This window comes from Thauera sp. (genome assembly GCF_035444905.1).
Lineage (GTDB): Bacteria > Pseudomonadota > Gammaproteobacteria > Burkholderiales > Rhodocyclaceae > Thauera.
Genome location: NZ_DAOMPS010000003.1, coordinates 39,486 through 66,140, shown reverse-complemented (window position 1 = coordinate 66,140; position 26,655 = coordinate 39,486). Strand labels below are relative to the sequence as shown.

Here is a 26,655-nt window from a genome sequence, read left to right as displayed (position 1 = left end):
AATCGGGGCGGCTGTTACGAGGAGGCGGGCTTCATCTGCGATTGCAGGTAGTTCTGCAGGCCGACGCTGTCGATGAGGCCGAGCTGGGTCTCGAGGTAGTCGATGTGCTCTTCGGTGTCGTCGAGGATGTGCTCGAAGATTTCGCGCGAGATGTAGTCCTTGCAGGACTCGCAGTAGGCAATGGCCTCGATCAGGTTCTCGCGGCCGCCCTGCTCGAGCTTGAGGTCGCCGTGCAGGCACTCCGGTACGTTTTCGCCGATCAGGAGCTTGTTCAGGTTCTGCAGGTTGGGCAGCCCCTCGAGGAAGAGCACGCGCTCGATCAGCAGGTCGGCATGCTTCATCTCTTCGATCGACTCGTCGTACTCGTGCTTGCCGAGGTGCTCGAAACCCCAGTTCTTGTACATGCGCGCATGCAGGAAGTACTGGTTGATCGCGGTCAGCTCGATGGTGAGTTGCTTGTTGAGGAACTGGATGACCTTCTTGTCGCCTTTCATGCTGCCTCCAGGGAGAGATTGACAGGGTGCAGCGTTGTGGCCGGCGGCACGAGCGGGTCCTGGGATAAGCAGCGACCCTGTACGGCGGCGCGCAGGCAGTGGTGGGCATGGCGTGCGCAGCTTGCGCAGTCCACCGTGACCCCCAGTCCGGCGCGCAGGTCACGCAAGTTGCGCGCACCGGCCTGCACCGCCTGATCGATATGACGCTCCGTGACCGCGCGGCAAACGCATACGTACATAGTCTAGCCTCCCTTTAGAATTTTGCCCCTCGGGGGCGCGTGATCACTTGGTGAGAATCAATTTGCCACTGCGCGTCGCGCGCAGGATGTATTGAGTGCCTTCGTGCTCGATGGTCAGGGTGCTGCGCCCTGCGAACAGCGCTTCGCTAAGGACCCGCGCGTCTGCCCCGGGCCGTGGGGGCCGTGCCAAAGGGGGCTCGTCTTCCGCGTGAGCAGGTGCCGAGGGGCTTGCAGTGCGACCATGGGCCATGATCTGAAGTTAAACGAATGATAATAATTCGCATTAAATCATCAGCCAAAGAGGCCGTCAATTGTCTTCGTCAGCGTCGGGGCGAAAACCGCGGCGACGAGCCCGCTTCGCGCAAGGCCGGGCAGAGTGGCTGAGAGAACGTGATCGACACCAGCGGCAGTGGCCGCGATGATCGGCGCCAGCCGGCGTTGCCACGCCCCGCCGCTTCAGTCGAGGCTGAACAGGATGCGCAGTGCCGGATCCTCGGCTTCGGCGCGGGGCAGGTAGGCCACGGCGCCGGGGGTTTGCAGCACGATGCGACGTGCCTCCTCCGTGCTCGCGGCTTCCCGCGGCGGCTGCGCGCGGCCGGTGAAGACCAGGCGCGACCAGTAGGCGCGGATCTGGCTGGGGTTCTTCCGCGTCAGGCGCAGGTAGAACTCATCGCGGACCGGACCCGACGGCAGGTCAACCAGGAGGACGCCCTGGCCCTGGAACAGGCTGCCGCGCCGGCCCAGATACAGCTGCTCGGTCGTGCTGCGGTCGAGCTCGGCGAGCGGGCCGTCGGCCGCGGTCACGACCACGATCGACGCCGACTGCGCGAACGCCGGGGCGCACAGGACGAGCAGCAGCACCAGCAACACCGTGCCGTGCAGGCGTCGAGCGCGGGGCAGATCAGAAAACCACATCGACCGACACGCTCAGCAGGTTGATCACGCGATGGTCCAGGCCCGGTGCGAAGGGGTTGCCGCGTGCGATGAAGGCCCCGTAGGCGCCGCGGTCGGTACGGACATGGCTCAGTTCGGCCTTGAACGCGGCCTCGCTCGTGAAGTCCCAGCGCAGGCCGGCCGTGGCGCTGCGTTGGGACTGGTTGCGGGAGCGGTTGAACAGCGTAATCCGCCCTGCATGGATGCCCGCTTCCTCGGGGCGGATGACGGGATCATCCTCGCGCTGACGGGCGAGCGTCACGTAAGGCATGAAGTTGCCGAGCCGCCGCCCGAGGGAGGCGTACGCACCGGAGGCGCTGTTGGAGAAGGCCTTGGCCGTGTTGCGTGCCAGTTCGGCGCTGAAGCGCCAGCGCCCGTCATCCCATTGCAGTCCGATCGAGCTGAAGCTGGCGCGGGCATCGCTGCCGCTGAGTCGATCCTGCAGCTCGGGCGGCAGCGGTGCCACGAAGTCGCGAAAACCCTGCGAGCTGCGGCGCACCGAGAGGTCTGCGGTGGCGTGGCCAAGGCTAAGGCTGAACTCGCCGAATTCGACGGTCACGTTCATGCCAAGCAGCCGCGACAGTTCCGCATCGCCGCCACCGATCACCGGGATCTTGCTGCGACCCAGGTAGGGGTGGAACTCGATGTGGGTGTCGCCGTAGGTCTTGCGATGCAGCAGGTCGATGCCATCGAGGTCTGAAAACGGGTTCAGGCCATAGACCTCGACCGGTGGGCGCACCCAGGCATGGCTGTAGTTGATGTCGACCGAGTCCGACAGCATGAAGAAGGGACTGCGCAGGCGACCGGCGCGGACACTGAGCGCGGGCGTCAGCGCGTGGCTCACGAAGGCGAGTGCCGGCCTCGGGCGATGGTCGCCGCGCTGGGTCTCGCGGGTGACGATCTGCAGCACGGCATTGCTGCGCTCGCCGAAACGCAGGCCGGCCTGCAGGCCGAGCACCGAGTCGGGGCCGGTGTCGACCCGTCTGCCGCCCGGTGCGTCGATGCCGACACGCGCAAACTGCAGGTCGTCCGAGCGCGTGTAGACCGCCCCCAAGGTGGCGAAGCCCGAGAACTGCCAGTCCGGGGCGGGCTGGGCGGCCGCGGGAAGGGCCAGCACGGCCAGTGCCGCGAGCGGCCATTTGCTCATGAACATAAGTCCCCCGAATGGGCTTGCAGGCTGGCAAAGGTCGCATCGCGATCGAGCGGACGCGAGAACAGGTAGCCCTGACCGTAGTCGCAGCCCATATCGCGCAGGATGGTGAGCTGCTCTTCTTCCTCGATGCATTCGGCCACCACGGTCATGCCCAGGTCGTGAGCGAGCTCGATGCTGTGGCGGACGATCGCGCGCAGCCGTTCGTCGCGGGTGATCGAATGCACGAAGGAGCCGTCGAGCTTGACCTGGTTGCAGGGCATGGTGTGCAGGTAGCTCAAGGTCGAGAAGCCCGTGCCGAAGTCATCGATGAGGATGTCGATGCCGGCATTGCGCAACGCATGCAGGCTGCGGATCGCCGGACCGTCCGGGCGCGCGAGCAGGCTCTCGGTGACCTCGAAGCGGATCGCGCCGCGCGACACGCCGCCGCGGTCCATGGCCGCAAGCAGTTCCTCGGCGAGCCCATCGCGCGCGAGCTGGCGTGCGGAGAGGTTCACGCTGACGGGCAGCGGCGGCGTATCGGGCAGGCGCTGGCGCCAGTCGCGGATGTCGGCGCAGGCGGTTGCGAGCACCGCCATGCCCACCTGATGGATCAGGTCCAGCGTCTCGGCGAGGGGGATGAACTCGGCCGGAGACAGCAGGCCGAGCGTCGGGTGCGGCCAGCGGACCAGAGCCTCGAAGCTGGTCGGGCGGCGCGTGGAGAGGCTGATGATCGGCTGGTAGAACACCGTGAGGCCACCGTGAGCGAGCGCGCTGCGCAGTTCGGTCTCGATCTTGAGGGCGCGCAGGGCCTGGGCGTGCATCGACGGCTGGAAGAATTCGATCGCCGCGGTCTCGCTGCGGCGCGCCTTGTGGAGCGCGTTGTCGGCGTCGCGCAGCAGCGACTCGGCGTCCTCGCGGTCATTGTCGCTGAGGGCGACGCCGACCCGGCAGCGCGGATGCAGCAGCTGCTCGGTGGCGCTCGCGGCGAAGGCGGGTAGCGCAATGAGGTCCTCGCAGATGCGCAGGGCCTCGGTCGAGTTGCTCAAACCGTTGAGCAGCACGGCGAACTGGTCGCCACCGACCCGCGCGCAGACGTCCCCGTCGCGCATGATGGAGGCGATGTGGCCGGCAACGGCGCGCAGCAGCTCGTCGCCGGCGGCATGGCCATAGCTGTCGTTGACCAGGCTGAAGCGTTCGAGGTTGATGGCGAGCACGGCGACCTGATGTCCGTTGCCGCGGCGCCGCTGCGCCAGTGCGCGGTCGACGTGCTCGATGAACATGGCGCGGTTGGGCAGGCCGGTGAGGCCGTCATGCAGGGCGTCGTGTACGAGTTGCTGCTCGGCCCGCTTGCGCAGGTTGATGTCGCCGAGCGAGCCGGCCATGCGGATCGCCCGCAGGTCGTCGTCGCGGCTGGCGACGCCCCGCATCAGCACCCAGTGGTACTCGCCGTTGGGCAGGCGGACGCGGTGCTCAACCATGAACTGGGCACTCTCGGCCTTGAGGTGTGCGACCAGGCGCTGGCGATAGGCGTTGCGGTCGTCGGGGTGGACGAGCTCGAGGAAGGCCTCGGGTACGGCCGGCATCGCCTCCGGCGGCAGGCCGAGGATCTGGCAGAAACGCTCGGAGTAGTACGCCGTGCCGGCCCGGATGTCCCAGTCCCACAGGCCGTCGTTGGCGCCATGCAGGGCCATGGCGTAGCGCTTTTCGCTGGCGCGCAGGCGTTGTGCGGTCTGCTGCAGTTCGAGCACACGCTGCTGCAGGGTCGCTGCCATGATGTTGAAGTGGCGGGCGATGACCGCAAGTTCGTCGTTGCCGCGCGCGGCAACGCGATATTCGAGCTGGCCGTCAGCGATTGCCTTGCTGCCGTCGAGCAGGCGGCGAAGGTTGCGCGTCAGCAGGTAGCCGAGCGATGACAGCAGAACGAAGGTGAGCGCGATCTCGATCAGCGCGATCGCCAGGCCTTGTTCCATGATGGCGCGGCGCGCATCGGTGAGCACCGCCACCGAGACCCCGAACTGCAGGAAGCCGACCTCGTTGCGCGGTAGCAGCAAGGGGCGGCGCACATGGACCAGTTCATGTCCCAGCAACCGTTCGACGAAGCCGGGGCGGTGTTCGCTTGGTGGCGGGAGCTCCTGCAGTTCGCCGAGACCGGCGCTGACCAGGGTGTGGTTGTCGGCGCCCACGATGCGCACGTACACCAGGCCCTCCTCGGCGCCCTCGAGCAGTTCGCCGAGCACATCCTGCATGGCGTCGAAGCGCTGCTGGTCGCCGTACGCCGTGCTCATTGCATGGAGCATGCTGGCGTTCTGGCCGATGGTGGTGTCCAGGCTCGCCGAGACGGCGTTGTTCATCAGGCGCACGCTGTTGGCCAGCAACAGGCTCAGCAGCACGATCTGCACCACCGTGCTGGCGAGCAGCAGGCGGATGCGGATCGAGGAGTGGCGCAGTGGAAACAGCATGGGGAGGGGGCGGCGCTCAGCGTTTGGCCATGCGCTTGACGGCGGAGGAGGCGTCGATCCGCCCCTCGCTGGCGAAGTCCTCGAGATTGGCCTCGAGGCGATCAGGGTCGTAGAGGTAGTTCACCATCATTCCCCAGGACTGGCTCAGGCCCCTCTCGGACGTGTCGGCAAGCCAGTTGAGGCGTTCGATGCGGGCACCGTTGCCGAGATGGAAGCGGGCGACCGTGTCGATCGGCTGGTCGCCGCGGCGTGCCTCGAGCAGGTAGCGGGCGGCCAGTCGCAGCAGGGGTTCGCGCAGCGCCTGGGCGAGCTTGTCGTCCTTGGTCCAGCCAGTGTCGTCGTTGAGCAGGGCGCCAAGCTGGGGCGCGTTGATGTCGGTGTCGCTGACGCCGAAGGCCGCGAGGCGTTTCCAGTCGGCCGCGGTGATGGCTTCGGCGAGCTCTTCGGGATTGCGTTGGACCCAGCGCACCAGCCCGGGGATGGGCGACAGGGTGGCGAAGCTCTTCAGGCGCGGGAAGTCACGCTTGAGGTCGTCGATCACGCGCTTGAGCAGGAAGTTGCCGAAACTGACGCCGCGCAAGCCGGCCTGGGTGGCGCTGATCGAGTAGAAGATCGCCGTCGTCGCCTTGCTCGCATCGGCCAGCGGCGCCTCGATGTCGAGCAGGCGCTGGACGTCGTCGGCGAGCTCTTCGAGCAGGGCGACCTGGACGAAGATCAGCGGCTCCAGGGGCATGCGCGGATGGAAGAAGGCGTAGCAGCGGCGGTCGGAGTCGAGGCGGTTCTTGAGGTCCTTCCAGGAGCGGATCTCGTGCACCGCCTCGTACTCGACCAGCTTCTCGAGCAGGGCCGCCGGCGAATTCCAGGTGATGCGCTGCAACTCGAGGAAGCCGACGTCGAACCAGGCCGACAGGCGCGCCTCGAGCTCGCGGTCGAGCGGTTTGAGCAAGGGGTCTTCGGGCAGGAAGCGCAGCAGGTCGGCGCGCAGGTCGACGAGGAACTTGACCCCCTGCGGGATGGCATTGAACTGGGTCAGGATGCGCAGGCGGCGCGAGCGCATCGCCGCCCGCAGGCGGGCCTCGGCATCCCACTGCGTCGGCGTGCCGATCGCGTCCTGATAGTCCTGGTGGGCGGCGGCCACGCGCTCGGGATCGGGCCCGAACTCGTGCGCGATCAATTTGAGGAAGGCATGCCGCCCCGCGTCGTCAAGGCGCAGGTAGGTCTCGGCAAGGCGTGCCGCACGTTGCCGCGTCGACACCTCGCCGCCACGCCCCTCCGCACACTCGGTCAGCTGGGTACGGATGCGATCGAGGTCATCGCCCTCTGGCGCCTTGCCGAAATGCGTGGCATTCGCCACCAGTTCGCGAACCTTGGAGATGCCACGTGATACGAGTCCCGAGCCAGTCATGTTCTCCTCCTGCCGGGTCTTGTCAGCGTCTGTCCCGACCCGTGCTGAATAATTGCACCGATCATAACGTGCAAGCCGCGAATTGCTCTCGCCCAAGTCGGGCACGTCGTGACAATTTTCCGCTTTCGTGCTTGCACATACCAAATGGCTATGTCATCTTCGGCATAAGCTTATTCCCGGGTGACCTTCACGATGCGCCGCTCCAACCCATCCCTGCGAGTGCTGCTCGTCGTGCCCGACGAGCAGGCGCGCGGCGGCGTGCGTCTGTTGCAACATGCGCTCGATGCGACGGGTATGGACATCGTCGGACAGACGTCGAGCGAGAGCCAGGCCCTGCAACTCTATTTCCAGACCCTGCCCGACGCGGTGGTGCTCGATTGGCGCGTCGCGCCCGACGAGCCGGCGCGCTTCGTCGGCCTTCTCAAGCGCATGGCGCCGGGCAGCTTCATCGTCGTCGCCGTGCCGGCGCTCGACTCCATGCCTGCGCGGGCGGCACGCGCGCTCGGTGCGGACGCCATCAGCGCGCCTGCAGACATCCCCGGCCTTCTCGTCGACCGTGCGCCGTCGCTGCTGTTCTGAGCTGACGCCGTCAGTTCGATGAAGATGGGGTGCGGCGGGTCATGGCGAGCAGCAGCACGCCGGCGACGACCATCGGCACGCACAGCCACTGCGCGGTCGACAGGCCGAGGGAGAGCGTGCCGAAGATGCCCGGGTCGGGCGTGCGGAAGAACTCGGCGACAAAGCGCAGGCTGCCGTAGCCGATGAGAAACACGGCAGACACGGCACGCAGCGGACGCGGGCTGGCGGCATACAGCCACAGGATCACGAACAGCAGCAGTCCCTCGCCCGCGGCCTGGTAGAGCTGCGAGGGGTGGCGCGGCGCCGCGTCCACCCAGGGGAAGACCATCGCCCACGGCAGCTCGGTGCTGACCGGCCGACCCCACAGTTCGCCGTTGATGAAGTTGCCGACGCGCCCGGCTGCGAGTCCGGTTGGCACCAGGGGCGCGATGAAGTCGGTGACCTGCCAGAAGCCCTTGCCGTGGCGGCGGCCATACAGCCACATGGCCACCAGGACGCCCAGAAAGCCGCCATGAAAGCTCATGCCGCCCTTCCACACGGCGAGGATCTCGCCCGGGTGCTGCAGGTAGTAAGTGGGTTGAAAGAACAGCACTTCGCCCAGGCGTCCGCCCACGATCACCCCGATCACCCCGTACAGCAGCAGGTCGTCGATCATCTGCGCGTTCCAGCCCAGCTCGGGCCGGCGCCTGGCGTGCAGGCGGCCGAGCACGACGAAGAGCACGAAGGCGATCAGGTACATCAGGCCGTACCAGCGCACCGAGAGCGGGCCGAGCGAGAAGGCGATGGGGTCGAACTGCGGGTGGGTCAGCATGGGCGGGGCGGGGTGGATTGCCTGGAGGGTCGGGCGCCCGGGGCGCCGGCGCCGTCAGTCGAACTGCTGGCGGAAGGTGTCGAACTCGCGCCGCAGCGCGTCGAAGTCCTCACGCAGACGGCGCAACTCGTCCTCGAGTTCCGCGATTCGTGCGCGGCCGCCCGCCGCCCCGCCGGCCTGGGCTTCGGCCATCTCCTGCACCGCAGCCTCGCCACCGAGCAGGTGTACGTGGCGCGTCTCCTTGGTGCCGGGCGCGCGCGGCAGCGCGGCGACCAGGGGCGGATATTTTTCGGCCAGGTGCTCCAGCACCGCGTCGACCGCGGCGACGTCGTCGAAGCGGTACAGGCGCTCGCAGCGCTGACGCAGTTCGCCTGCGGTCTGTGCGCCGCGCAGCAGCAGGATGGCCAGCACCGCCTGCTCGGGCGGCGGCAGCGAATGGCGCAGGCGCACCAGATGTTCGTACTTCGGCACGCGTGCGCTGGCCTGGTCGCGCTTGGACACGAGGCGGCGTGCGATCAGGCTGTCGATGGCCGCCTGCACCTCGGCCTCGGACAGGCTCATCACCGGCTCGCGCGCGGTGAGCTGATTGCAGCCGGTGGTGATGGCGTTGATCGACAGCGGGTAGGCGTCGGGCGTGATGAAGGCCTTCTCCATCAGCACGCCCAGCACGCGGAGCTCGGCCGCGTCCAGGTCGAAGCCGGGTTCGCCAGCGTTGTCGGCAGCGGGGTTCGAGTCTTGCATGGGCGCTCCTGGCGGGTGACGGGACCCAAGATGATACGCATGCTTCGTCGCGCGCGTTAGAATCGCGGTCTTCTCTGCAGATTTTCCGGAGCGCCTTCATGCCCCAGTACCGTTCCCGCACCTCGACCGCCGGCCGCAACATGGCGGGCGCCCGCGCCCTGTGGCGCGCCACCGGCATGAAGGACGGCGACTTTGAAAAACCGATCATTGCCATTGCCAACAGCTTCACGCAGTTCGTGCCCGGCCATGTGCACCTGAAGGATCTCGGCCAGCTCGTCGCGCGCGAGATCGAGGCCGCCGGCGGCGTCGCCAAGGAATTCAACACCATCGCGGTGGATGACGGCATCGCCATGGGTCACGGCGGCATGCTGTATTCGCTGCCCTCGCGCGAGCTCATCGCCGACAGCGTCGAGTACATGGTGAACGCCCACACCGCCGACGCCCTGGTGTGCATCTCGAACTGCGACAAGATCACCCCGGGCATGCTGATGGCCGCGCTGCGCCTGAACATCCCGGCGATCTTCGTCTCCGGCGGCCCGATGGAGGCCGGCAAGGTCAAGTGGGAGTCCAAGGTCATCTCGCTCGACCTCGTCGATGCGATGGTCAAGGCCGCCGACAAGAACTGCTCGGACGAGGAGGTCGACGCCATCGAGCGCTCGGCGTGCCCGACCTGCGGCTCGTGCTCGGGCATGTTCACCGCCAACTCGATGAACTGCCTCACCGAGGCGCTCGGCCTGTCGCTGCCGGGTAACGGCACCACGCTCGCCACCCACGCCGACCGCGAGCGCCTGTTCCGCGAGGCCGGTCACCGCATCGTCGATCTCGCCCGCCGCTATTACGAAAAGGACGACGCTTCGGTGCTGCCGCGCTCGATCGCCAGCTTCAAGGCCTTCGAGAACGCGATCAGCCTGGACGTGGCCATGGGCGGCTCGACCAACACCGTGCTGCACCTGCTCGCTGCCGCGCGGGAGGCGGGGGTCGACTTCACCATGAAGGACATCGACCGCATCAGCCGCCACGTGCCTTGCCTGTGCAAGGTCGCGCCAGCGATTGCCGACGTGCACATCGAGGACGTGCATCGCGCCGGCGGCATCATGTCCATCCTCGGCGAGCTCGACCGCGCCGGCCTGCTGCACACCGACGTGCCCACCGTGCACAGCGCCTCGATGGCCGAGGCGCTCGCCAAGTGGGACATCAAGCGTACCGATGACGAGGCGGTCCATACCTTCTATCGCGCGGCCCCCGGCGGCGTGCCGACCCAGGTCGCCTTCAGCCAGGACCGGCGCTGGAAGGAGCTCGATGCCGATCGTGAGAAGGGCATCATCCGCAACAAGGCCCATGCCTTCACTGCCGACGGTGGGCTGGCCGTGCTCTACGGCAACATCGCCGAGAAGGGCTGCATCGTGAAGACCGCCGGCGTAGACGAGTCGATCTGGAGGTTCACCGGCACGGCCCGGGTGTACGAGAGCCAGGAAGACGCGGTGGACGGCATCCTTGGCGAGCAGGTGCAGGCGGGCGACGTGGTGGTGATCCGCTACGAGGGGCCGAAGGGGGGTCCCGGCATGCAGGAGATGCTCTATCCCACCTCCTACCTCAAGAGCCGCGGACTGGGCGCGCAATGCGCGCTGCTCACCGATGGCCGCTTCTCCGGTGGCACCTCCGGCCTGTCGATCGGCCACGCCTCGCCGGAGGCGGCGATGGGCGGTGCCATCGCGCTGGTCGAGGACGGTGACACCATCGAGATCGACATCCCCAAGCGCCGCATCCACCTCGTCATCGACGACGCCGAACTGGCCCGTCGCCGTGCGGCGATGGAGGCGAGGGGCGCGGCAGCGTGGAAGCCGGTCAAGCGCGAGCGTGCGGTGTCGGCTGCGCTGCAGGCCTACGCAGCGCTCACGACCTCGGCCGACACCGGTGCGGTGCGTGACGTGACCCAGGTCCAGCGCTGATTGACCGGTCTTCGGTCGCTCACTACCATCGACGCCATGGATACCGAACTCGCGCAACTCGAAGCCCAGCTCGAGCAACTGATCGGCCACTACGAACGCCTCAAGGCCGACAACGCCGGGCTGCGCGGACGCATCGTGCGGCTCGAAGCCGACAACCGCCAGCTCTCCGACAAGGTTCGGCATGCCGCCGAACGTGTCGAGCGCTTGCTAGAAAGCCTGCCGGAGGCCTGATACCGTGTCGATGGACCATCTGGACGTGATGCTGCTGGGGAAGGAGTACAGAGTCTCCTGCGCGCCGGAAAACCGCGATGAACTGCTGGCAACGGTCGCCTATCTTGACGACAAGTTCCGTGAACTGGGGCAGAAGACCAACTCGAACGGTGAAAAGCTGGCGGTCATGACCGCGCTCAACATCGCCCACGAGTTCCTCCAGTTCCAGCGTGGCAATGGGTTTGACATGCCGGGCATGAAGCGTAGAATCGGGCTCATGAAAGCGCGCCTCGACGGGGTGCTGGGTCAGCAAGAAAAGCTCTTTTAAATGCTTTTCGAGCTATTTCGGAGACGTTCTCCGGTGATCCGGGCAGTCTGTCGGGCACGTAAGATCAATCCCCTGCAGTGTTCGTTGAAGTCGTAGATTCCTTGAACCAATAGTCGAGAGACTCGGTCGCTGACCATTGATGCCGCTGGTGTGAATGCCCCTAGTCGGGTGATCCTGAAGCGGAAGGGATGCGACCTCCCTGAACCCTAGGTTCAGGATGCCCGATGGAAACGGCACAGGCGGGGGGCCAACAGAGAAGGCGCGGTGAGCGATCACCGCGCCTTCTTCACATTCTGCCTCCCTGACCCTTCTCCCGTTTGCGCCGGCGCGGGTCAGCGCGCGGGCATTGCAGTGTCGATCGCCCGCAGCGTGTCGAGCAGCGTGGCGCGCAGGGGGCCGGCGACGGCCAGGCCTCGTTCCGCCGCCTGCCGTGCTTGGGCGGGGCGGCCGAGTTCGAGCAGCACGCGTGCGCGATTGTTGTGCGCGGCCGCCTGGTCATGGGTGTCGGCGGCGCGGCCAAAGGCCGCTTCGGCACCGGGGAGGTCGCGCGCCGCATGGAGGGCATTGCCCAGACCCATTTCCAGCGCATAGCTGTGCGGCCAGCGCTGCAGGCCGCTGCGATAGGCCAGGGCTGCTGACCTGGGGGGCGCCGAGCGCTCGAAGGCGATCAAGGCCTCGGTCGCGTCGGCCGCGCTGACGGTCAGTGGCAAGCGGCCGGGGGGCAGGGTGACGAAGGCCCAGTGCGCGCTGCGCTTCCAGGTGTGCTCGAAGGTGCGCAGGCCGAGCACCTGGCGCTTCATCGGTCCGGAGCGCAGCAGGATCTCGCCGGCCTCGAGGTCGTAGCCGACGACCACTGCATAGTGCCAGGACGGTGCCCACGACAGGCCGAGGTTCTGCAGCACGATCACCGGATGACCGGCGGCGACCTCGCGCAACAAGGCCTCGAGGGTGCCCGGGATCAGGGTGGCGACCGCGCCGTTGCGGCGCGCGCCGGCCAGCATCTCGATCTGCAGCGAACCTTCGCGGCCGGGCAGGAAGACCTGTCCGACGAGTTCCTCCGGCCGGGTTGGCAGGCCGGCGGCGGACAGGCTGGTGGCGAGCGCCGCGGGTCCGCAGAAATGGCTGTCGTCGGGAAAGAAGGGGGTGTCGGCGAGTTCGACGCGGCTCGGCAGCCCGGCGTTGGGCTGCGCCAGCAGCCCGGGCGAGGGGGTGGCGCAGCCGCCTGCGAGCAGTGCGGCCAGCAGCAGGACGAGCGCGAAGAGGGGGGCGCAGCGCGATCGTCGCGTGGGCCCCAGGGGGCGGCCGCCAGGCACCGCGGCGGCTGCAAGGGTGCCGGTCGGCATGCCGCGTTCAGCGAATCGAACGGGTGAAGGGAAAGACCTTGGTCAGGCCCAGGATGTCGGTGAACAGCAGCACGAAGAACACCAGCAGGATGGCGCCGATGATGCCGCCGGCCGGTGCGCTGTCGATCTGATCGGCCAGGCGCGTCGCCTCGGCGTCGGTGAGGGCGGCGATGCGTGCCTGTGCGAGGGCCGGGTCGACACCCTGGCGCAGCAGTTCGGCACGGACGTCCTCGCGCGCGAACGCTGCGCTGAGGCGGGCATGCCCGGATTCCGCCTGGGTCACGCCTGCCAGCCGGGCCGCTTCCTCGGTGGGGACCAGAGCGGCATGCGCGGTGTGGAGGGCAGTGGCGTTGAGGACGCTGGCGCTGAGCACGATGGCGAGCAGACGCTGGATTCGTTTCATTGTTTTCTCCTCGATTGGTTGCGGGACGCGCGCCGTCAGCCGCGGCGGCGGCCGTAGACTATAGGCGACGCGCATCCGCCGGGTGTGGTGATGCGCGGGGGAAGATTGCATCCAGATGCTTCGGTCGTCGCGCAAGGGCGGCCTGCGCACGCGTGGCGGCTTGCCGGCAGGCGGGGGCGTGGTTGATAGTTCAGGGTTTCGCCGCCTGGCCTGAATCGGCCTGCGGGGGCGGTTTCAACACAAGTGAGAAGCGCATGGATGTGAATGTCTGGTGGCTCGCCTACCCCTTGCTCGGGGCCGCGGTGGGGTTTTTTGCGGGTCTGCTCGGGGTGGGCGGCGGCGGCATCATGGTGCCGATGCTGACCTCCCTGTTCCTCGCCCAGGGGTTTCCGCAGGCCCAGGTGATGCATCTGGCGCTCGGCACGTCGATGGCGGCAATCGTGCTGACCTCGGTGTCGAGCCTGCGGGCCCATCATCGCCACGGTGCGGTGCGCTGGGACGTGGTGCGCCTGATCACGCCCGGCATCCTGCTCGGCACCTTTGGCGGCACCTTCATCGCCGCGCGCGTCGATACCGTGCCGCTGGCGATCTTCTTCTCGCTCTTCATGGCCTACGTGTCGGCCCAGATGCTGCTCAACATCAAGCCCAAGCCCTCGCGCGAGCTACCCGGGGCGGTCGGGATGAGCGCAGCCGGTCTGGGCATCGGCGGGTTCTCGGCGCTGGTGGCGATCGGCGGCGGTTCGCTGTCGGTGCCGTTCATGAGCTGGTGCAACGTCAAGATGCAGAACGCGATCGGGACTTCGGCCGCGATCGGGCTGCCGATCGCGATCGCGGGCACGGTGGGCTATCTGGTCAATGGCTGGGGAGCGCCCGACATGCCGCCGCTCACGCTGGGCTTCATCTACCTGCCTGCGCTGGTGGTGGTGGCCGCGACCAGCATGTTCTTCGCTCCGCTCGGCGCGAAGCTTGCCCATCGCCTGCCGGTGGCGACGCTGAAAAAGGTCTTCGCCGGGGTGCTGGTGCTGCTCTCGGCAAAAATGCTGCACAGTCTTTTCGGTTGAGGCACGCGGCGTGGGGTGGCGCCCACTCGTTGCGGCGCCAACCCCGCTGGCGAGACCTACCTGTCTGCGGGCGCCGCCAGCGCCGTGCGCAGCACATCCAGGTTGCTGCGCATCATCTGGATGTAGCTGGACGCTGGACCGTCTGCCTTCGACAGTGCATCCGAATACAGGGTGCCTCCGACCTGCGCGCCGCTCTCGCTGCGGATGCGTTCGATGAGGCGCGGGTCGGCGACGTTCTCGATGAACACCGCAGGCACGTTGTCGGCCTTGATCTGGCGGATCAGACGGGCGACGCCCTGGGCGGTGGGCTCGGCGTTGCTTGCCACCCCGACCGGGGACAGGAAGCGGAGGCCGTAGGCGCGGCCAAAATAGCCGAATGCATCGTGCGAGCTCACCACCTTGCGCCGCTCGGCGGGCAGTGCGTCGAAGGCGGCGCGGATCTCGGCGTCGAGCGCCTTCAGTTCGCCGTCGTAGCGCTCGGCGTTGAGCCGATAGACGGCGGCGCCTTGCGGATCGGCCTGCGCCAGCGCGTCGGCGATGTTGGCGACGTAGCGGCGCACGTTGGTGACGTCTTGCCAGGCGTGCGGATCGACCGCCTTGCCGCCATGGCCATGGTTATGACCATGACCGTGGCCATCGTTCTTCGCCATCGTCAGGGTGGCGATGCCTTCGCTCGCGACCACGACCTTGCCCTTGTAGCCGCCGGCGCGCGCCAGGCGCACCATCCAGTCGTCAAAGCCGAGTCCGTTGACCACGACCAGCGCCGCGCTGCCGATCTCCCGTGCGTCCGACGGTCGGGGCTGGAAGGCGTGGGCGTCCTCATCGGCGCCCACCAGGGTGCGCACCGCCACGCGTTCGCCGCCGACCTGCGCCACGAGATCGCCGAGGATGCTGAAGCTCGTCGTCACCTCCAGCGCCTGGGCGTGGGCGGTGGTGCCGAGCAGCAAGGCAGTGCAGGCGGTGGCCAGCGCGCGCAGGCTGCGGCCGATGGCAGAGGGGCGGGTCTTGGTCATCATCGTCATTGCAGGATTCAGCCTTCAGGATTCGAGGTGGTGGCGTACGGGTAGCCGTCCGGCGAGCAGGCCGCCCGGCGCGGCCAGCAGTGAAACGAAATACACCACGCCGCACATCAGCACGATCGCAGGCCCGGCCGGGACGTCGGCATGGAAGGACAGCAGCAGACCGGCGACGCCGCTGCCGAAGGCGAACAGCACCGCAAGCAGCAACAGCAGCGGTAGTCCCTTCGCCCACAGGCGGGCGGCGGCCGAGGGCAGGATCATGATGCCGACCGCCATCAACGTGCCGAGGGCGTGGAAGCCGCTCACCAGGTTGATCACCACCAGCATCAGAAAGCCGTAATGCGCCACCGGCGACCAGCGACTGACCCCGCGCAGGAAGGCGGGATCGAAGCATTCCATCACCAGCGGCCGAAACAGGATGGCGAGGCAGACCACGGTGACGCTGGCGATGCTGGCGATGAGCAGCAGCGAGGCATCGTCGAGCGCGAGCACCGAGCCGAACAGCACATGCAGCAGGTCGAGGTTGCGCCCGCGCAGCGACACGATCATCACCCCCGCCGCCAGCGACAGCAGGTAGAAGGCCGCCAGGCTGGCGTCCTCCTTGAGGATGGAGGCGCGCGTCACCAGACCGGCGGCCAGCACCACCACCAGGCCGGCGACGATGCCGCCCACGGTCATCGCCCCGAGCGACAGGCCGAAAGCCAGGTAGCCGAGCGCGGCGCCGGGCAGGATGGCGTGGCTCATGGCGTCGCCCATCAGGCTCATGCGGCGCAGCAACAGGAACACGCCGACCGGCGTGGCACCAAGCGCGAGCGCCAGGCAGCCGGCGAGCGCGCGGCGCATGAAGGCGAACTCGGTGAAGGGGGTAAGGAGGAGTTCGGTCACGGGGGAGGGGCGCGATGGCGGAGTGAAGCGCTTTACGAGCTGTGGCGATGATCGTGCGCGGCGTGAGCCGGCGCGTGTCCGTGGCCTTCACCGTGGCCGTGATCGTGTGCGGGCGCTGCCGGCAGCGGCAGCACGGCCACGTTCTCGATGTGGCATTCCGGAGCGTGCTCGTCGAAGGCCTCGGACAGGCGGCGGGCCCGCGCCAGCAACTCGGGCGTGAGCACCTGCGCGGTGGGGCCGAAGGCGACCGGCTCGCGCGACAACAGCAGCGCGGTGGGGAAGTGGCGGCGAACCTGCTCGAGGTCATGCACCACGGTGAGGATGGTGCGGCCTTCGGCGTGCCAGCCCAGGATCAGGGCGACGAGGTCGTCCACGGTGCGGCTGTCGATGGCGGCGAAGGGCTCGTCGAGCAGGATCAGCGGCGCGTCCTGCAGGATCAGCCGTGCGAAGCGTGCCCGCTGCAGCTGGCCGCCCGACAAGGAGCCGATCGGCCGCGACTCGAAGCCCGACAGGCCGACTGCGGACAAGGCCTCGCGCACGCGCTGACGCTGCGCACGCGACAGGCCGCCGAAGGCGCCGATCTCGTGCCACAGGCCCATGGCGACGACCTCGAACACCGACACCGGGAAGCTGTGGTCGATCTCGCCGCGCTGCGGCATGTAGGCCACGCCGCCGGCAGGCAGCGCCGGCATCACGATGCGGCCGCCGATCGGGCGCAGCTCGCCGGCGATACCCTTGAGCAGGGTGGACTTGCCCGCGCCATTGGGGCCGACGACCGCCACCAGCGCACCGGCGGGAATCTCCCCCGACAGGTGGTGCACCGCCGGGTGGCGGTCGTAGCCCAGGGTCAGGTTGTCGAGGCGGATCATGGGGGGCAACGCGAGATCCATGTCAGCCCAGCGCCCACAGGATGCTCAGCCACAGCAGCGCGAGCGCACCCGCCGCAACTCCGAGCCGTGTCCCCAGGCCGGCGCCGAGCAGGCTGCGCGCGGGCAAAGGGCGTGCGCCGCCGCGCTCGGTGTGACGATGCGTGGCGGTCGACGCAGCGGACGCCTGGCCGTGCGAATGTGAATGGGCGTGCGAGTGAGCCTGCGGCTGGGGCCGCAGGGGCGCCGTGGCTGGCGCGTGATCGTGATGGCTCATCGCGAGCCCTCCGCCACGCCCCGGCGGCCGCAGTCGGCGCAGGCGCCGTGCAGCACGAGTTCGGCGCGGTCGAGTTCGAAGCCGGCCGGCAGTGCGGGGCTGGCCGTGGCGGGCACGTCTTCCAGGCACAGGATCTGGCCGCAGCGGTCGCAATGGAAGTGGGCGTGGCGATGGGCGTCCTCGCGCCGGAGCTCGAAGCGCCAGGCACGCTCGCCGCCGGCAATGCGCTGCGCAATACCCTGCTCGACCAGCCATTCGAGCGCGCGATAAAGGGTCACGCGGTCGTGGGGAATGGCGGCTGCTGCGAGCTCGGCGCCGATCTCGTCATGCGACAGCGGATGGTCCGAGGCGCGCAGCGCCTCGATGACCGCGACACGGGTGCGTGTGACCCGGCCGCCATGGGCAGTGATCAGTTCGCGGGCGGAGCTGGGAACATGGGCGGGCATGAGCGTTGGGCGGGTGGAGGCAGGCGGCTGACTGGCGCGTTACTGATGCAACATTGTAGCATTAGAAGAACCTGCGGCGCAGCGCGACGTCGAAGCCTCGCCGCAGCTTTCCAGCCTCCCGTCAATCAAGAACCTCTAAACGCACATGATCACTCGAACCAGGTTCAACCCCCCGCTTGCCGCCGTTTCCCGCCTGGCGCTGCTCGCCGTCTGTGCGAGCGCCTTGATGCCCCCTGCCCACGCCCAGCGTGCCCACGGTGCCCATGAACATGGCGTCGCCCATCTGAGTGTCGCCATCGAGGGGGCGGAGCTTCTGATCGAACTCAGTACGCCGCTCGATAATCTGGTCGGTTTCGAGCATGCGCCGGCCACCGCCGCACAGCGCGCTACCCTGGCCGATGCGGAGGCCCGCCTGAGCCAGGGCGCCGAGCTGTTCCGGCTGCCCGAGGCGGCGGGCTGCGTGCTCGCCGAGACAGTGCTCGACTCGCCCTGGCCGCTGCAGGCCGGAAAGGAACAGCCTGCCGATCACGATCACGATCACGACCACGGTGTGGGCGCGCGTGAGGGCCATGCAGACCTGATCGCCACCTACCGCTTCGAGTGTGCCCGTCCCGCGGCACTCGACGCCCTGCGCGTCGAACTGTTCGACGTCTTCCCGCGCCTGCGCGAACTGCGTGCGGTACGCGCGGCGGAGAGCGGGCAGGGGGCCGCGGTGCTCAAGCCCGGTGCGGCGGTCCTGTCGCTGTGAGCGACGCCTTGCGCGTTGACGCCGCGATGACGGCGCGCACCCCCGCTGCTGCCGCGTCGGCGGCCGTCCGCCTCGATGGCGTGCGCTATCGCTGGCCCGGGGCGCCAGCGGACTGCCTTGCGCTCGACGCGCTCGAGATCGCGGCCGGCGAGCGGGTGTTCCTGCGCGGGCCCAGCGGCAGCGGCAAGACCACGCTGCTGTCGCTGGTCGGTGGCGTGGTCCTGCCGCAGGCGGGCACGGTCCGTGTTGCCGGCCAGGCGCTCGGTGCCTTGTCGGCCGGGGCACGTGACCGCTTTCGCGCCGATCATGTCGGCTTCGTGTTCCAGCTCTTCAACCTGCTCCCCTGGCTGTCGGCGCGCGACAACATCCTGCTTGCGTGCCGCTTCTCGCCGCAGCGGCGGGCGCGCCTGACCGCCGCCGGCAGCACCCCGGCGGCCGAGGTGGCGCGCCTGGCCGCGCGGCTCGACCTGGATGCGGCGTTGCTCGAGCGCCCGGCGGCGGCGCTGTCGGTCGGGCAGCAACAGCGCGTGGCGGCGGCGCGTGCGCTGATCGGACGCCCCGGCCTGGTCGTGGCCGACGAGCCGACCTCGGCGCTCGATGCCGACCGCCAGCAGGCCTTCATCGACCTGCTGCTCGAAGAGTGCGCGGCGGCCGGCGCTGCGCTGCTCTTCGTCAGTCACGACCAGCGCCTGGCCGCCCATTTCGACCGCGTGCTCGAGCTCGACCGTCTCAACCGTGCGGCCGTGCAGGCATTGGAGACGGGGCCAGCGCGCGCTCGGCAGCCGGCGGCGGGGCCGGCGTCATGACGCCGGTGCTGTCGCTGAGCCTGCGCAGCATCGCCAATCGCCGCCTGTCGGTGGCGCTGACGGTGGTCGCGGTGGCGCTCGCCGTGGCCTTGTTGCTGGGCGTCGAGCGTCTGCGCAACGACGCCCGTGCCGGCTTTGCACAGACGATCTCCGGGACCGACCTGGTGGTGGGCGCGCGCAGCGGACCGGTGCAGTTGCTGCTGTATTCGGTCTTCCACCTCGGCAGCGCCACCAACAACGTGTCCTGGGCCAGCATCGAGCACATCGCCGCGCTGCCGCAGGTGCAGTGGCTGGTGCCGATCTCGCTCGGCGACTCGCACCGCGGTCATCGTGTCATCGGCACCACGGCGGGCTTCTTCGAGCACTACCGGCATGGCGAGCGGCGTGCGCTGCGCTTCGCGCAGGGCCGCCCCTTTGCAGACGCCCCCGCGGAGACAAGCGCCATCTTCGAGGTCGTGCTGGGCGCCGAGGTGGCGGCCCGCTTCGGCTACCGCCTCGGACAGCAGATCGTGCTCAGCCATGGCAGTCTCGGCGGGCAGGGCGGGCCGCGCTTCGCCGACCACGACGACAAGCCGTTCACCGTCGTCGGCATCCTCGCGCGCAGCGGCACGCCGGTCGATCGCGCGCTGCTGGTCGGTCTCGAAGGCATCGAGGCCATCCATCTGGACTGGCACGGTGGCGCGCCCGTCCCGGGGCTGAGCATCGCGCCCGAGCACGTGCGCAAGTTCGATCTGCAGCCCAAGTCGGTCACCGCCGCCCTGGTCGGGCTACAGAGCCGGACCGCGGTATTCCGTGTGCAGCGCGAGATCAACACCTACGGCGGCGAGGCGCTGACCGCCATCCTGCCCGGCGCCACGCTGCAGGAGCTGTGGAGCCTGGTCGGCATTGCCGAGCAGGCACTGCTCGCGGTGTCGGCGCTGGTGGTGGTGGTGGGGCTGGCCGGCATGGTCGCGGTGGTGGTGGCGAGCCTGGGCGAGCGCCGCCGCGAGCTCGCGATCCTGCGCGCCCTCGGGGCGAGTCCGCGCCAGGTGTTCGCGCTGCTTGCGCTCGAGAGCGTGCTGCTGGCGCTGGGCGGGATCGCGCTCGGGCTTGCGCTGCTGTATGGTGCGAGCGCTGCGCTGGCACCCTGGCTGAGCGCGAACCATGGTCTGCAACTGAGCCTGGGCTGGCCGTCGGCGGGAGAATGGCGCCTGCTGGCCGCGGTGCTCGGCGCCAGCGTGCTGGCGAGCCTGGTGCCGGCGCTGCGCGCCTACCGCTATTCGCTCGCCGACGGCATGACCATCCGGGTGTGAACCGGCGAGCGGATGTCGAACCTATCGAGATGGATTCTTCAATGATCAATGCAAGCGTGTTGCGCGCCGCGATCGGCGCATCCTTCCTGCTGCTGTCAGCGGCGCTGACACCGGCCCTCGCCCAGGCCCCGGCGGCCGGTGGCGGCGAGTATCAGGTCGGCGATCGCCTCGCCGCACCGGCCGGTGGCGCGGTCGGTGCGTTTCGCGAGATCAGTTGGGACGACCTGATCCCTGCGGACTGGAATCCGGAGGCCTTCTTCGCCGACCTCAGGCTCGACGAGCTCGGCGACAACGATCCGCGCGCCATGGAGGCGCTGCAGCGCATGCGCGAGGAATGGGACCGCGCGCCGGTGGTCGAGCGCCTCGCGGGCGAGCGTGTGCGCATCCCGGGCTTTCTGGTGCCGCTCGAGACCAGCGGCGAGCAGATCAGCGAGTTCCTGCTCGTGCCGTACTTCGGCGCCTGCGTGCATGTGCCGCCGCCACCGGCCAACCAGCTCATCCACGTGATCCCGGACAAGCCGGTGCCGGCGGGCTGGAACATGCTGCCGGTGTGGGTGGAGGGTGTGATGGCCGTGGGCCGGGTGGACTCGGAGATGGGGGTGGCGGGCTATCAGTTGCGCGGCATGAAAGTGGAGGAATACGTCGATACCGAGCCACTGCCCGACTGAGGCGCAAGATCCCGCGGGAAGCGCTTGATCCGCGTCACCTGTGCCTTTAGCGACCCTTGAACACCGGCGTTCGCTTCTCCAGAAAGGCGCTGAGCCCCTCGCGGTAGTCCTCGGTCGCCAGGAAGTCGAAGGCCTGACGCCTTTCCGCCTCGCTCAGCGCGCCGCCCGCCATCAGGCGCCGCACCCACTGCTTGTGCCAGCGCGAAACCAGCGGCGCGCCGGCACAGATGCGCGTGGCGGTCGCCGCCGCCTCCTCGAACACCTTCTCGTCGTCCACCACCCGGCTCAGCAAGCCCTTCTGCAACGCTTCGCGCGCGTCCAGGATGCGGCCTTCGAGCAGGATCTCCAGCACCACCGCCGGCCCCACCAGGGCCAGCAGGCCGGCCATCTCGCCCGGATACATCGAGAACCCCAGGCGGTTGATCGGCGCCCCGAAGCGCGAGGACTCGCCGGCGATGCGGATGTCGCAGCAGCCGGCGATCTCCAGCCCGCCGCCGACGCAGGCGCCGCGGATCGCGGCCACGGTAGGCACGGCACAGTGGCGGATGGCGTCGAGCGCGCTGGCGACCAGGTCCTCGTGATAGTGCAGGGCGTCGTCCACCGTCGCTCGCACGCTGCGGAATTCCTCGATGTCGCCACCGGCGGCAAAGGCCTCGTCGCCGGCGCCGCGCAGGATCACGCAGCGCACGCTGTCATCGGCGGCAATGCCTTGCATCGCGGCGGACAGGCCGCGCCACATGGCGGCGTTGACCGCATTGAGCTTGGCGGGGTTGTGCAGGCTCACGGTGGCGACACCGGCATTGATTTCACAATCGATTCTCGAGTTCATCGGTAAGCAGGGCTATCGGCGATTAAATTTTTCCATACGGGGTGGTATGGACTCTTATGGATGATATATCATCCGCGCTGCCGATAACCCGCGTCAGACGGAGCGCTCGGCCAAAGGAGGGTGGAGGGCAATGCGGTTTTACGTTGCTTATCCATGAGGAGGGAGAAGTGTCTGTCTCAATGTATGCGCACATCCGGCGCAACCCACGCTTCCAGGAACTGGTGGCCAAGCGGACCCGCTTTGCGGGCATCCTCGCGGCAATCGTCCTGATCATGTTCTACGGCTTCGTGCTGCTGGTGGCCTTCGCGCCCGGCCTCATCGGCACCCGCCTGTTCGAGGGCAGCAACCTCACCTTCGGCATTGCGGCCGGTCTCTTCCAGTTCATCTTCTTCTGGGTCTTGACCTTCGTTTACGTGCGGCGCGCCAACGGCGAGTTCGACGACATCAACAAGGAAATTGTCCAGGCCGCCTGGAAGGAGGAAAAATGATGAACGCCAAGCTCCTTTCGCGCCTCGGCACCGGCCTGCTGGTCCTGTCCCTGCCCGCGCTCGCGCTGGCCAAGGGCGACATGGGCCAGATGGAAAAGCAGCCGCTCAACTTCCACGCCATCGGCATGTTCTTCGTGTTCGTGCTGCTGACCCTGGGCATCACCTACTGGGCCGCGAGCCGCACCAAGTCGACCGCCGACTTCTACACCGCCGGCGGCGGCATCACCGGCTTCCAGAACGGCCTGGCGATCGCCGGCGACTACATGTCGGCCGCCACGCTGCTCGGCCTCACCGCGATGATGTACATGCAGGGCGTCGACGCCTACATCTACATGATCGCCTTCTTCGTCGGCTGGCCGATCATCCTGTTCCTGATGGCCGAGCGCCTGCGCAACCTGGGCAAGTTCACCTTCGCCGACATCACCGCCTACCGCCTCAACCAGGGCAAGGTGCGCACGATGGCGGCGGTCAGCTCGCTGACCGTGGTGTGCTTCTACCTGGTCGCGCAGATGGTCGGTGCCGGCCAGCTCATCAAGCTGCTGTTCGGCCTCGACTACACCGTCGCGCTGTTCGTGGTCGGCGCGCTGATGATGATCTACGTCACCTTCGGCGGCATGGTCGCCACCACCTGGGTGCAGATCATCAAGGCCTGCATGCTGCTGATCGGCGGCACCACCGTGGGGTTGCTGGCCTTCAGCCAGTTCGGCTTCAGCTTCGACGAGCTGACCAACCGCGCGATGGAAGTGCATCGTCTGGGTGTGAACCTGCTTGCGCCGGGCAGCCTGCTGGCCGATCCGGTCACCGCGATCTCGCTCGGCCTTGGCCTGATGTTCGGTACCGCCGGCCTGCCGCACATCCTGATGCGCTTCTTCACCGTGACCGACGCCAAGGAAGCACGCAAGTCGGTGCTGTACGCCTCGGGTATCGTTGCCTATTTCTTCAACGTCATCGCCATCATGGGCCTGTGCGCCATCCTGATCGTCGGCACCAGTCCCGAGTTCTTCGAGGGCGGCCAGATCGGTGGCAAGGTCATCGGCGGCGGCAACATGATCGCCATGCACCTGGCGCAGGCGGTCGGCGGCAACCTGCTGCTCGGCTTCCTGTCGGCGGTGGCCTTCGCGACCATCCTCGCGGTGGTGGCCGGCCTGGCGCTGGCCGGTGCGTCGGCGATCTCGCACGACATCTACTCGCGCGTGATCATGAAGGGCAAGGCCAACGAGGCCACCGAGCTGCGCGTGTCGAAGTTCGCCACCATCGGCCTGGGCATCGTCGCCATCCTGCTCGGCATCGCCTTCGAGAACATGAACATCGCGTTCATGGTGGCGCTGGCCTTCGGCGTCGCCGCCTCGGCCAACTTCCCGGTGCTGATCCTGTCGATGTACTGGCAGGGCCTCACCACCCGGGGTGCGCTGTGGGGTGGTTACTCCGGCCTGATCAGCGCGGTGCTGTTCGTCGTGCTGTCGAAGTCGGTGTGGGTCGATGTGCTGCACTTCGAGTCGGCCATCTTCCCCTACACCCAGCCGGCGCTGTTCTCGATGCCGATCGCCTTCTTCATGACCTGGCTGTTCTCCACGCTGGACCGCAGCCAGGCGGCGAAGGACGAGAAGGAAGCGTTCGAGGACCAGTACGTGCGTGCGCAGACCGGTGTCGGCGCGGCCACCGCGTCTGCCCACTGACCGTCGCCTGAAGCTCCAGCGCCGCGGACGCAGGTCCTGACGGTGCTGTCCCGAAACCCCGCTGCGGCCCCGTGCCGCGCGGGGTTTCGCTTTTCTGGCGCCGGGTTTGTGAGGCGCCGAAGGGCCGGGCGTGTCATGGCGAAGTGATAGACTCGGCGCCGTATCCCCTGTGGTTTTGCCTTCCGGCGGGGCCTTTCCCAAAGGAGTGATCGTGCTGGTCAACGAGTTGTTCATCATTTTCGTGCTGATCGCGGTGAGTGCGTTCTTCTCGATGTCCGAGATCTCGCTCGCCGCGTCGCGCAAGATCAAGCTGCGCCTGATGGCCGAAGGCGGGCATGCCAACGCCCAGCGCGTGCTCGCGCTGCAGGACAGTCCGGGCAACTTCTTCACCGTGGTGCAGATCGGCCTCAACGCGGTCGCCATCCTGGGTGGCATCGTCGGCGAGCAGGCCTTGTCGCCCTATGTCGAGGCCTTCCTGAGACCGCTTTACGACGGGCCGAGCCTGGGCACGGTGAGCTTCGTGCTGTCCTTCAGCTTCGTCACCGCGCTGTTCGTGCTGTTCGCCGACCTGATGCCCAAGCGCCTCGCACTGGTCCAGCCCGAGCGCGTGGCGGTGGCGCTGGTGCAGCCGATGCAGGTGTGCACCTGGATCCTGGCGCCGGTGGTGTGGGTATTCAACGGCCTGGCCGACCGCATCTTCCGCTTGCTGAAGATCCCCAGCGTGCGCACCGAGGACATCACGCCCGCCGACATCGTCGCGATGGCCGATGCCGGCGCGCAGGCGGGCGCGTTGCTGCGCCAGGAGCAGCACCTGATCAGCAATGTGTTCGAACTCGATTCGCGCATCGTGCCCTCGGCCATGACCTCGCGCGAGAGCATCGTCTTCCTCACGCTCAGCGAGTCGGAAGAGAGCATCCGGCGCAAGATCGCGGAGCATCCACACGGCAAGTTCCCGGTGTGCGAGGACGGTATCGACAGCGTGATCGGCTATGTGGACGCCAAGGACATCCTGCCGCGCATCCTCCATGGCAAGGACCTGTCGCTGCGTACCCAGCCGATCGTGCGAAAGGTGCTGATGCTGCCCGACACGCTCACCCTGTTCGAGGCGCTCGAACGCTTTCGCGACGCGAAGGAGGACTTCGCCCTGGTGCTCAACGAGTACGCGCTGGTGGTCGGCCTGCTGTCGCTGCAGGACGTCATGAGCACGGTGATGGGTGATCTGGTGAGCCCCTTCCAGGAGGAGCTCATCGTGCGTCGCGACGACAACTCCTGGCTGATCGACGGCGTCACGCCGATCGAGGACGTCATGCAGGCGCTCGACATCGATGTGTTCGAGGGTTTCCAGAACTACGAGACCGTCGCCGGCTTCCTGATGTACCGGCTGCGCAAGGTGCCCAAGCGCACCGACTTCGTCGTGTATGCCGGCTACAAATTCGAGGTGGTCGACATCGACAACCACCGGATCGACCAGGTCCTGGTGACGCGCGAGAGTGGCACGGCCGTCATTGCTGCTCAGGACGGCTGAGGGCGGGCAGTCTCAGGCGTCCGCCTCCACTTTTGCGTCGGCGATGCGGGCGAGGGCGGCGCGGCCGCTGAGGATGTGGTGTCGCATCAGGCGCTCTGCGAGCTCGCCGTCGCGCGCGAGCAGGGCCTGCAGGATGTCTCGGTGCTCGGCCAGCGATTGCTCCAGTCGGCCCTCGGAGAACAGCGAGTGGTGGCGCGAAAGCTTGATCACCTTGCGCAGGTCCTCGATCACGTGCAGCAGCCAGCGGTTGTCGGCGATTTCCTGCAGGCTGCGGTGGAAGGCCTGGTTGGCTTCGAAGAAGCCGTCGATGTCGCCGGCGGCCGCGGCCTTTTCCAGGTCGGCGTGGATGGCGCGCAGCCGGGTGAGATCGGAGTCGGTGGCGCGGGCGGTCGAGGCGCGTGCGCATTCGCCCTCGAGCATCGACATGACGCTGAAGACCTCGTCGAGGTCGCGCTCGGAGATCTCGGTCACGTAGCACCCACGTCGGGGCTTGAGCGTCACCAGGCCCTCGGAGGCGAGCACCTTCAAGGCTTCGCGCAGTGGCGTGCGCGAGATCCCGTACTGCTCGGCCAGCGCCTGCTCGTCCACCCAGGTGCCGGGGGGGAGTTCATGCGAGAAGATGCGCTGGCGAAGGCGCTCGGCCACTTCCTGGTAGAGCGCCATCGGCGCGATTCGGGACGCGTTCATGTGGTGTCGTGTGATGATTCCGCAGCGAGAGGCGGGCAGTGCAGGCGCAGGAGGAAACGATGTGCGCGCCCATTGCGCTCATAATTATGGATAAAGTATTATTACGTCTGTTGAACAAGTCAACTTCCAGTGCGCGACGTGGCATGGGAGGCGCCGGGTATGCACCCGGTGCAGCAGAGGGGGGCACGTCGCCCGGCGGAGCGTCGACGGCCGCTCGTGGCATGCCATGAGCGGCCTCGTTGGCGCAGGGGGCCGAGTGGCCCGCACGCGCAGGCTTGTTCCTGTCCTGGCCCGATCAGGTCGGCCTGGTTCCACTTATCGACCCGCGGCTCCGTGAGCTGCCGAAGCAAAGAGGT

The 26,655-nt window shown here is 67.9% G+C and carries 30 protein-coding genes and 1 other RNA gene; 13 read left to right on the top strand and 18 right to left on the bottom strand.

All coding sequences use genetic code 11. The features are described from left to right. Positions 1-14 precede the first annotated feature (14 nt). The 7 genes from bfr to PLC66_RS02305 all read right to left on the bottom strand — a co-directional run bounded on the left by bfr (position 15) and on the right by PLC66_RS02305 (position 6,662). Positions 15-494 carry a bacterioferritin gene (gene bfr, locus PLC66_RS02335; RefSeq protein WP_324537519.1) on the bottom strand — a complete coding sequence of 160 codons (480 nt, stop codon included), beginning with the start codon at positions 492-494 and terminating at the stop codon, positions 15-17. After that, entirely contained in the window at positions 491-733 is a 243-nt protein-coding gene (locus tag PLC66_RS02330; protein WP_324537517.1) for a (2Fe-2S)-binding protein, read from the bottom strand. The genes bfr and PLC66_RS02330 overlap by 4 nt, the downstream gene beginning before the upstream one ends. A 43-nt stretch (positions 734-776) precedes the next feature. After that, positions 777-983: a hemin uptake protein HemP gene (locus PLC66_RS02325; protein ID WP_324537515.1), complete on the bottom strand. Its 207-nt coding sequence runs from the start codon at positions 981-983 to the stop codon at positions 777-779. 206 nt (positions 984-1,189) lie between these two features. Further along, complete coding sequence (locus PLC66_RS02320; protein WP_324537513.1) at positions 1,190-1,648, bottom strand: hypothetical protein; 459 nt, start codon at positions 1,646-1,648, stop codon at positions 1,190-1,192. Then, positions 1,635-2,813, bottom strand: a complete 1,179-nt coding sequence (locus tag PLC66_RS02315) for a hypothetical protein (RefSeq protein WP_324537511.1) — start codon at positions 2,811-2,813, stop codon at positions 1,635-1,637. The genes PLC66_RS02320 and PLC66_RS02315 overlap by 14 nt, the downstream gene beginning before the upstream one ends. Beyond that, on the bottom strand, positions 2,810-5,257 hold the full coding sequence (locus PLC66_RS02310; protein WP_324537509.1) for an EAL domain-containing protein: 2,448 nt from the start codon (positions 5,255-5,257) through the stop codon (positions 2,810-2,812). The genes PLC66_RS02315 and PLC66_RS02310 overlap by 4 nt, the downstream gene beginning before the upstream one ends. Positions 5,258-5,273: 16 nt before the next feature. Then, positions 5,274-6,662 carry a malonyl-CoA decarboxylase gene (locus PLC66_RS02305; protein ID WP_324537507.1) on the bottom strand — a complete coding sequence of 463 codons (1,389 nt, stop codon included), beginning with the start codon at positions 6,660-6,662 and terminating at the stop codon, positions 5,274-5,276. A gap of 192 nt (positions 6,663-6,854) precedes the next feature. On the opposite strand from PLC66_RS02305, the gene PLC66_RS02300 reads away from it, so the two are divergent. Continuing rightward, positions 6,855-7,241 (top strand): DNA-binding transcriptional response regulator, encoded by a 387-nt coding sequence (locus PLC66_RS02300; protein WP_324537505.1) that lies wholly within the window; start codon positions 6,855-6,857, stop codon positions 7,239-7,241. Positions 7,242-7,251: 10 nt separating this feature from the next. Here the strand turns inward: PLC66_RS02300 and lgt are convergent, their stop codons facing one another. Together lgt and PLC66_RS02290 are read right to left on the bottom strand one after the other, a co-directional pair. Beyond that, the gene (lgt, locus tag PLC66_RS02295) at positions 7,252-8,052 is read right to left on the bottom strand and encodes a prolipoprotein diacylglyceryl transferase (RefSeq protein WP_324537503.1); all 801 of its coding nucleotides are present in this window, start codon (positions 8,050-8,052) and stop codon (positions 7,252-7,254) included. 54 nt (positions 8,053-8,106) lie between these two features. Then, on the bottom strand, positions 8,107-8,793 hold the full coding sequence (locus PLC66_RS02290; protein ID WP_324537501.1) for a YceH family protein: 687 nt from the start codon (positions 8,791-8,793) through the stop codon (positions 8,107-8,109). Positions 8,794-8,891: 98 nt separating this feature from the next. Here PLC66_RS02290 and ilvD point away from each other — a divergent pair, with 98 nt between their 5' ends. From ilvD to ssrS, 4 genes are all read left to right on the top strand, one after another. Then, on the top strand, positions 8,892-10,742 hold the full coding sequence (gene ilvD, locus PLC66_RS02285) for a dihydroxy-acid dehydratase (protein WP_324537499.1): 1,851 nt from the start codon (positions 8,892-8,894) through the stop codon (positions 10,740-10,742). Between the two features lie 36 nt (positions 10,743-10,778). Then, positions 10,779-10,973, top strand: a complete 195-nt coding sequence (locus tag PLC66_RS02280) for a coiled-coil domain-containing protein (RefSeq protein ID WP_324537497.1) — start codon at positions 10,779-10,781, stop codon at positions 10,971-10,973. Positions 10,974-10,983: 10 nt separating this feature from the next. Beyond that, entirely contained in the window at positions 10,984-11,280 is a 297-nt protein-coding gene (locus PLC66_RS02275) for a cell division protein ZapA (protein ID WP_324537495.1), read from the top strand. A 66-nt stretch (positions 11,281-11,346) separates the two neighbouring features. Further along, positions 11,347-11,530, top strand: a non-coding RNA gene (ssrS, locus tag PLC66_RS02270) — 6S RNA. A gap of 82 nt (positions 11,531-11,612) precedes the next feature. On the opposite strand, the gene PLC66_RS02265 is transcribed toward ssrS, so the two are convergent. Then, positions 11,613-12,623 (bottom strand): PA2778 family cysteine peptidase, encoded by a 1,011-nt coding sequence (locus tag PLC66_RS02265; protein ID WP_324537494.1) that lies wholly within the window; start codon positions 12,621-12,623, stop codon positions 11,613-11,615. A gap of 7 nt (positions 12,624-12,630) precedes the next feature. Further along, positions 12,631-13,026, bottom strand: a complete 396-nt coding sequence (locus PLC66_RS02260) for a PA2779 family protein (RefSeq protein ID WP_324537492.1) — start codon at positions 13,024-13,026, stop codon at positions 12,631-12,633. A gap of 254 nt (positions 13,027-13,280) precedes the next feature. Here PLC66_RS02260 and PLC66_RS02255 point away from each other — a divergent pair, with 254 nt between their 5' ends. Next, a complete protein-coding gene (locus PLC66_RS02255) occupies positions 13,281-14,087 on the top strand; it encodes a sulfite exporter TauE/SafE family protein (RefSeq protein WP_324537490.1) in 807 nt (268 codons plus the stop codon). 56 nt (positions 14,088-14,143) lie between these two features. Here the strand turns inward: PLC66_RS02255 and PLC66_RS02250 are convergent, their stop codons facing one another. The 5 genes from PLC66_RS02250 to PLC66_RS02230 are packed head-to-tail and all read right to left on the bottom strand — an operon-like array spanning position 14,144 to position 17,580. Beyond that, complete coding sequence (locus PLC66_RS02250) at positions 14,144-15,109, bottom strand: metal ABC transporter solute-binding protein, Zn/Mn family (protein ID WP_324537488.1); 966 nt, start codon at positions 15,107-15,109, stop codon at positions 14,144-14,146. Positions 15,110-15,124: 15 nt separating this feature from the next. After that, positions 15,125-15,991 (bottom strand): metal ABC transporter permease, encoded by an 867-nt coding sequence (locus PLC66_RS02245; protein ID WP_324537485.1) that lies wholly within the window; start codon positions 15,989-15,991, stop codon positions 15,125-15,127. Between the two features lie 32 nt (positions 15,992-16,023). Continuing rightward, positions 16,024-16,881 (bottom strand): metal ABC transporter ATP-binding protein, encoded by an 858-nt coding sequence (locus PLC66_RS02240; protein ID WP_324537483.1) that lies wholly within the window; start codon positions 16,879-16,881, stop codon positions 16,024-16,026. A gap of 1 nt (position 16,882) precedes the next feature. After that, positions 16,883-17,134 carry a hypothetical protein gene (locus PLC66_RS02235; RefSeq protein ID WP_324537481.1) on the bottom strand — a complete coding sequence of 84 codons (252 nt, stop codon included), beginning with the start codon at positions 17,132-17,134 and terminating at the stop codon, positions 16,883-16,885. Next, positions 17,131-17,580 (bottom strand): Fur family transcriptional regulator, encoded by a 450-nt coding sequence (locus PLC66_RS02230; RefSeq protein WP_324537479.1) that lies wholly within the window; start codon positions 17,578-17,580, stop codon positions 17,131-17,133. The genes PLC66_RS02235 and PLC66_RS02230 overlap by 4 nt, the downstream gene beginning before the upstream one ends. A 145-nt stretch (positions 17,581-17,725) precedes the next feature. Here PLC66_RS02230 and PLC66_RS02225 point away from each other — a divergent pair, with 145 nt between their 5' ends. Genes PLC66_RS02225 through PLC66_RS02210 form a run of 4 tightly spaced genes read left to right on the top strand, consistent with a single transcriptional unit; the run spans position 17,726 to position 21,094 of the window. Continuing rightward, the gene (locus PLC66_RS02225; RefSeq protein ID WP_324537477.1) at positions 17,726-18,328 is read left to right on the top strand and encodes a DUF2796 domain-containing protein; all 603 of its coding nucleotides are present in this window, start codon (positions 17,726-17,728) and stop codon (positions 18,326-18,328) included. 8 nt (positions 18,329-18,336) lie between these two features. Continuing rightward, the gene (locus PLC66_RS02220) at positions 18,337-19,134 is read left to right on the top strand and encodes an ABC transporter ATP-binding protein (RefSeq protein WP_324537475.1); all 798 of its coding nucleotides are present in this window, start codon (positions 18,337-18,339) and stop codon (positions 19,132-19,134) included. Beyond that, positions 19,131-20,426 carry an ABC transporter permease gene (locus tag PLC66_RS02215; protein ID WP_324537473.1) on the top strand — a complete coding sequence of 432 codons (1,296 nt, stop codon included), beginning with the start codon at positions 19,131-19,133 and terminating at the stop codon, positions 20,424-20,426. The genes PLC66_RS02220 and PLC66_RS02215 overlap by 4 nt, the downstream gene beginning before the upstream one ends. A gap of 41 nt (positions 20,427-20,467) precedes the next feature. Beyond that, complete coding sequence (locus PLC66_RS02210) at positions 20,468-21,094, top strand: DUF3299 domain-containing protein (RefSeq protein WP_324537471.1); 627 nt, start codon at positions 20,468-20,470, stop codon at positions 21,092-21,094. Positions 21,095-21,140: 46 nt separating this feature from the next. On the opposite strand, the gene PLC66_RS02205 is transcribed toward PLC66_RS02210, so the two are convergent. Next, positions 21,141-21,923 carry an enoyl-CoA hydratase/isomerase family protein gene (locus PLC66_RS02205; protein WP_324537469.1) on the bottom strand — a complete coding sequence of 261 codons (783 nt, stop codon included), beginning with the start codon at positions 21,921-21,923 and terminating at the stop codon, positions 21,141-21,143. A gap of 167 nt (positions 21,924-22,090) precedes the next feature. Between PLC66_RS02205 and PLC66_RS02200 the strand changes: the two genes are divergently transcribed. The 3 genes from PLC66_RS02200 to paeA all read left to right on the top strand — a co-directional run bounded on the left by PLC66_RS02200 (position 22,091) and on the right by paeA (position 25,612). Further along, positions 22,091-22,411, top strand: a complete 321-nt coding sequence (locus tag PLC66_RS02200) for a DUF485 domain-containing protein (RefSeq protein ID WP_503012168.1) — start codon at positions 22,091-22,093, stop codon at positions 22,409-22,411. After that, on the top strand, positions 22,411-24,087 hold the full coding sequence (locus tag PLC66_RS02195; protein ID WP_324537467.1) for a cation acetate symporter: 1,677 nt from the start codon (positions 22,411-22,413) through the stop codon (positions 24,085-24,087). Before PLC66_RS02200 ends, PLC66_RS02195 begins: the two co-directional genes overlap by 1 nt. Positions 24,088-24,298: 211 nt before the next feature. Next, complete coding sequence (gene paeA / locus PLC66_RS02190; RefSeq protein ID WP_324537465.1) at positions 24,299-25,612, top strand: polyamine export protein PaeA; 1,314 nt, start codon at positions 24,299-24,301, stop codon at positions 25,610-25,612. A gap of 12 nt (positions 25,613-25,624) precedes the next feature. On the opposite strand, the gene PLC66_RS02185 is transcribed toward paeA, so the two are convergent. Continuing rightward, positions 25,625-26,299 carry a GntR family transcriptional regulator gene (locus tag PLC66_RS02185; protein ID WP_324537463.1) on the bottom strand — a complete coding sequence of 225 codons (675 nt, stop codon included), beginning with the start codon at positions 26,297-26,299 and terminating at the stop codon, positions 25,625-25,627. Positions 26,300-26,655 lie beyond the last annotated feature (356 nt).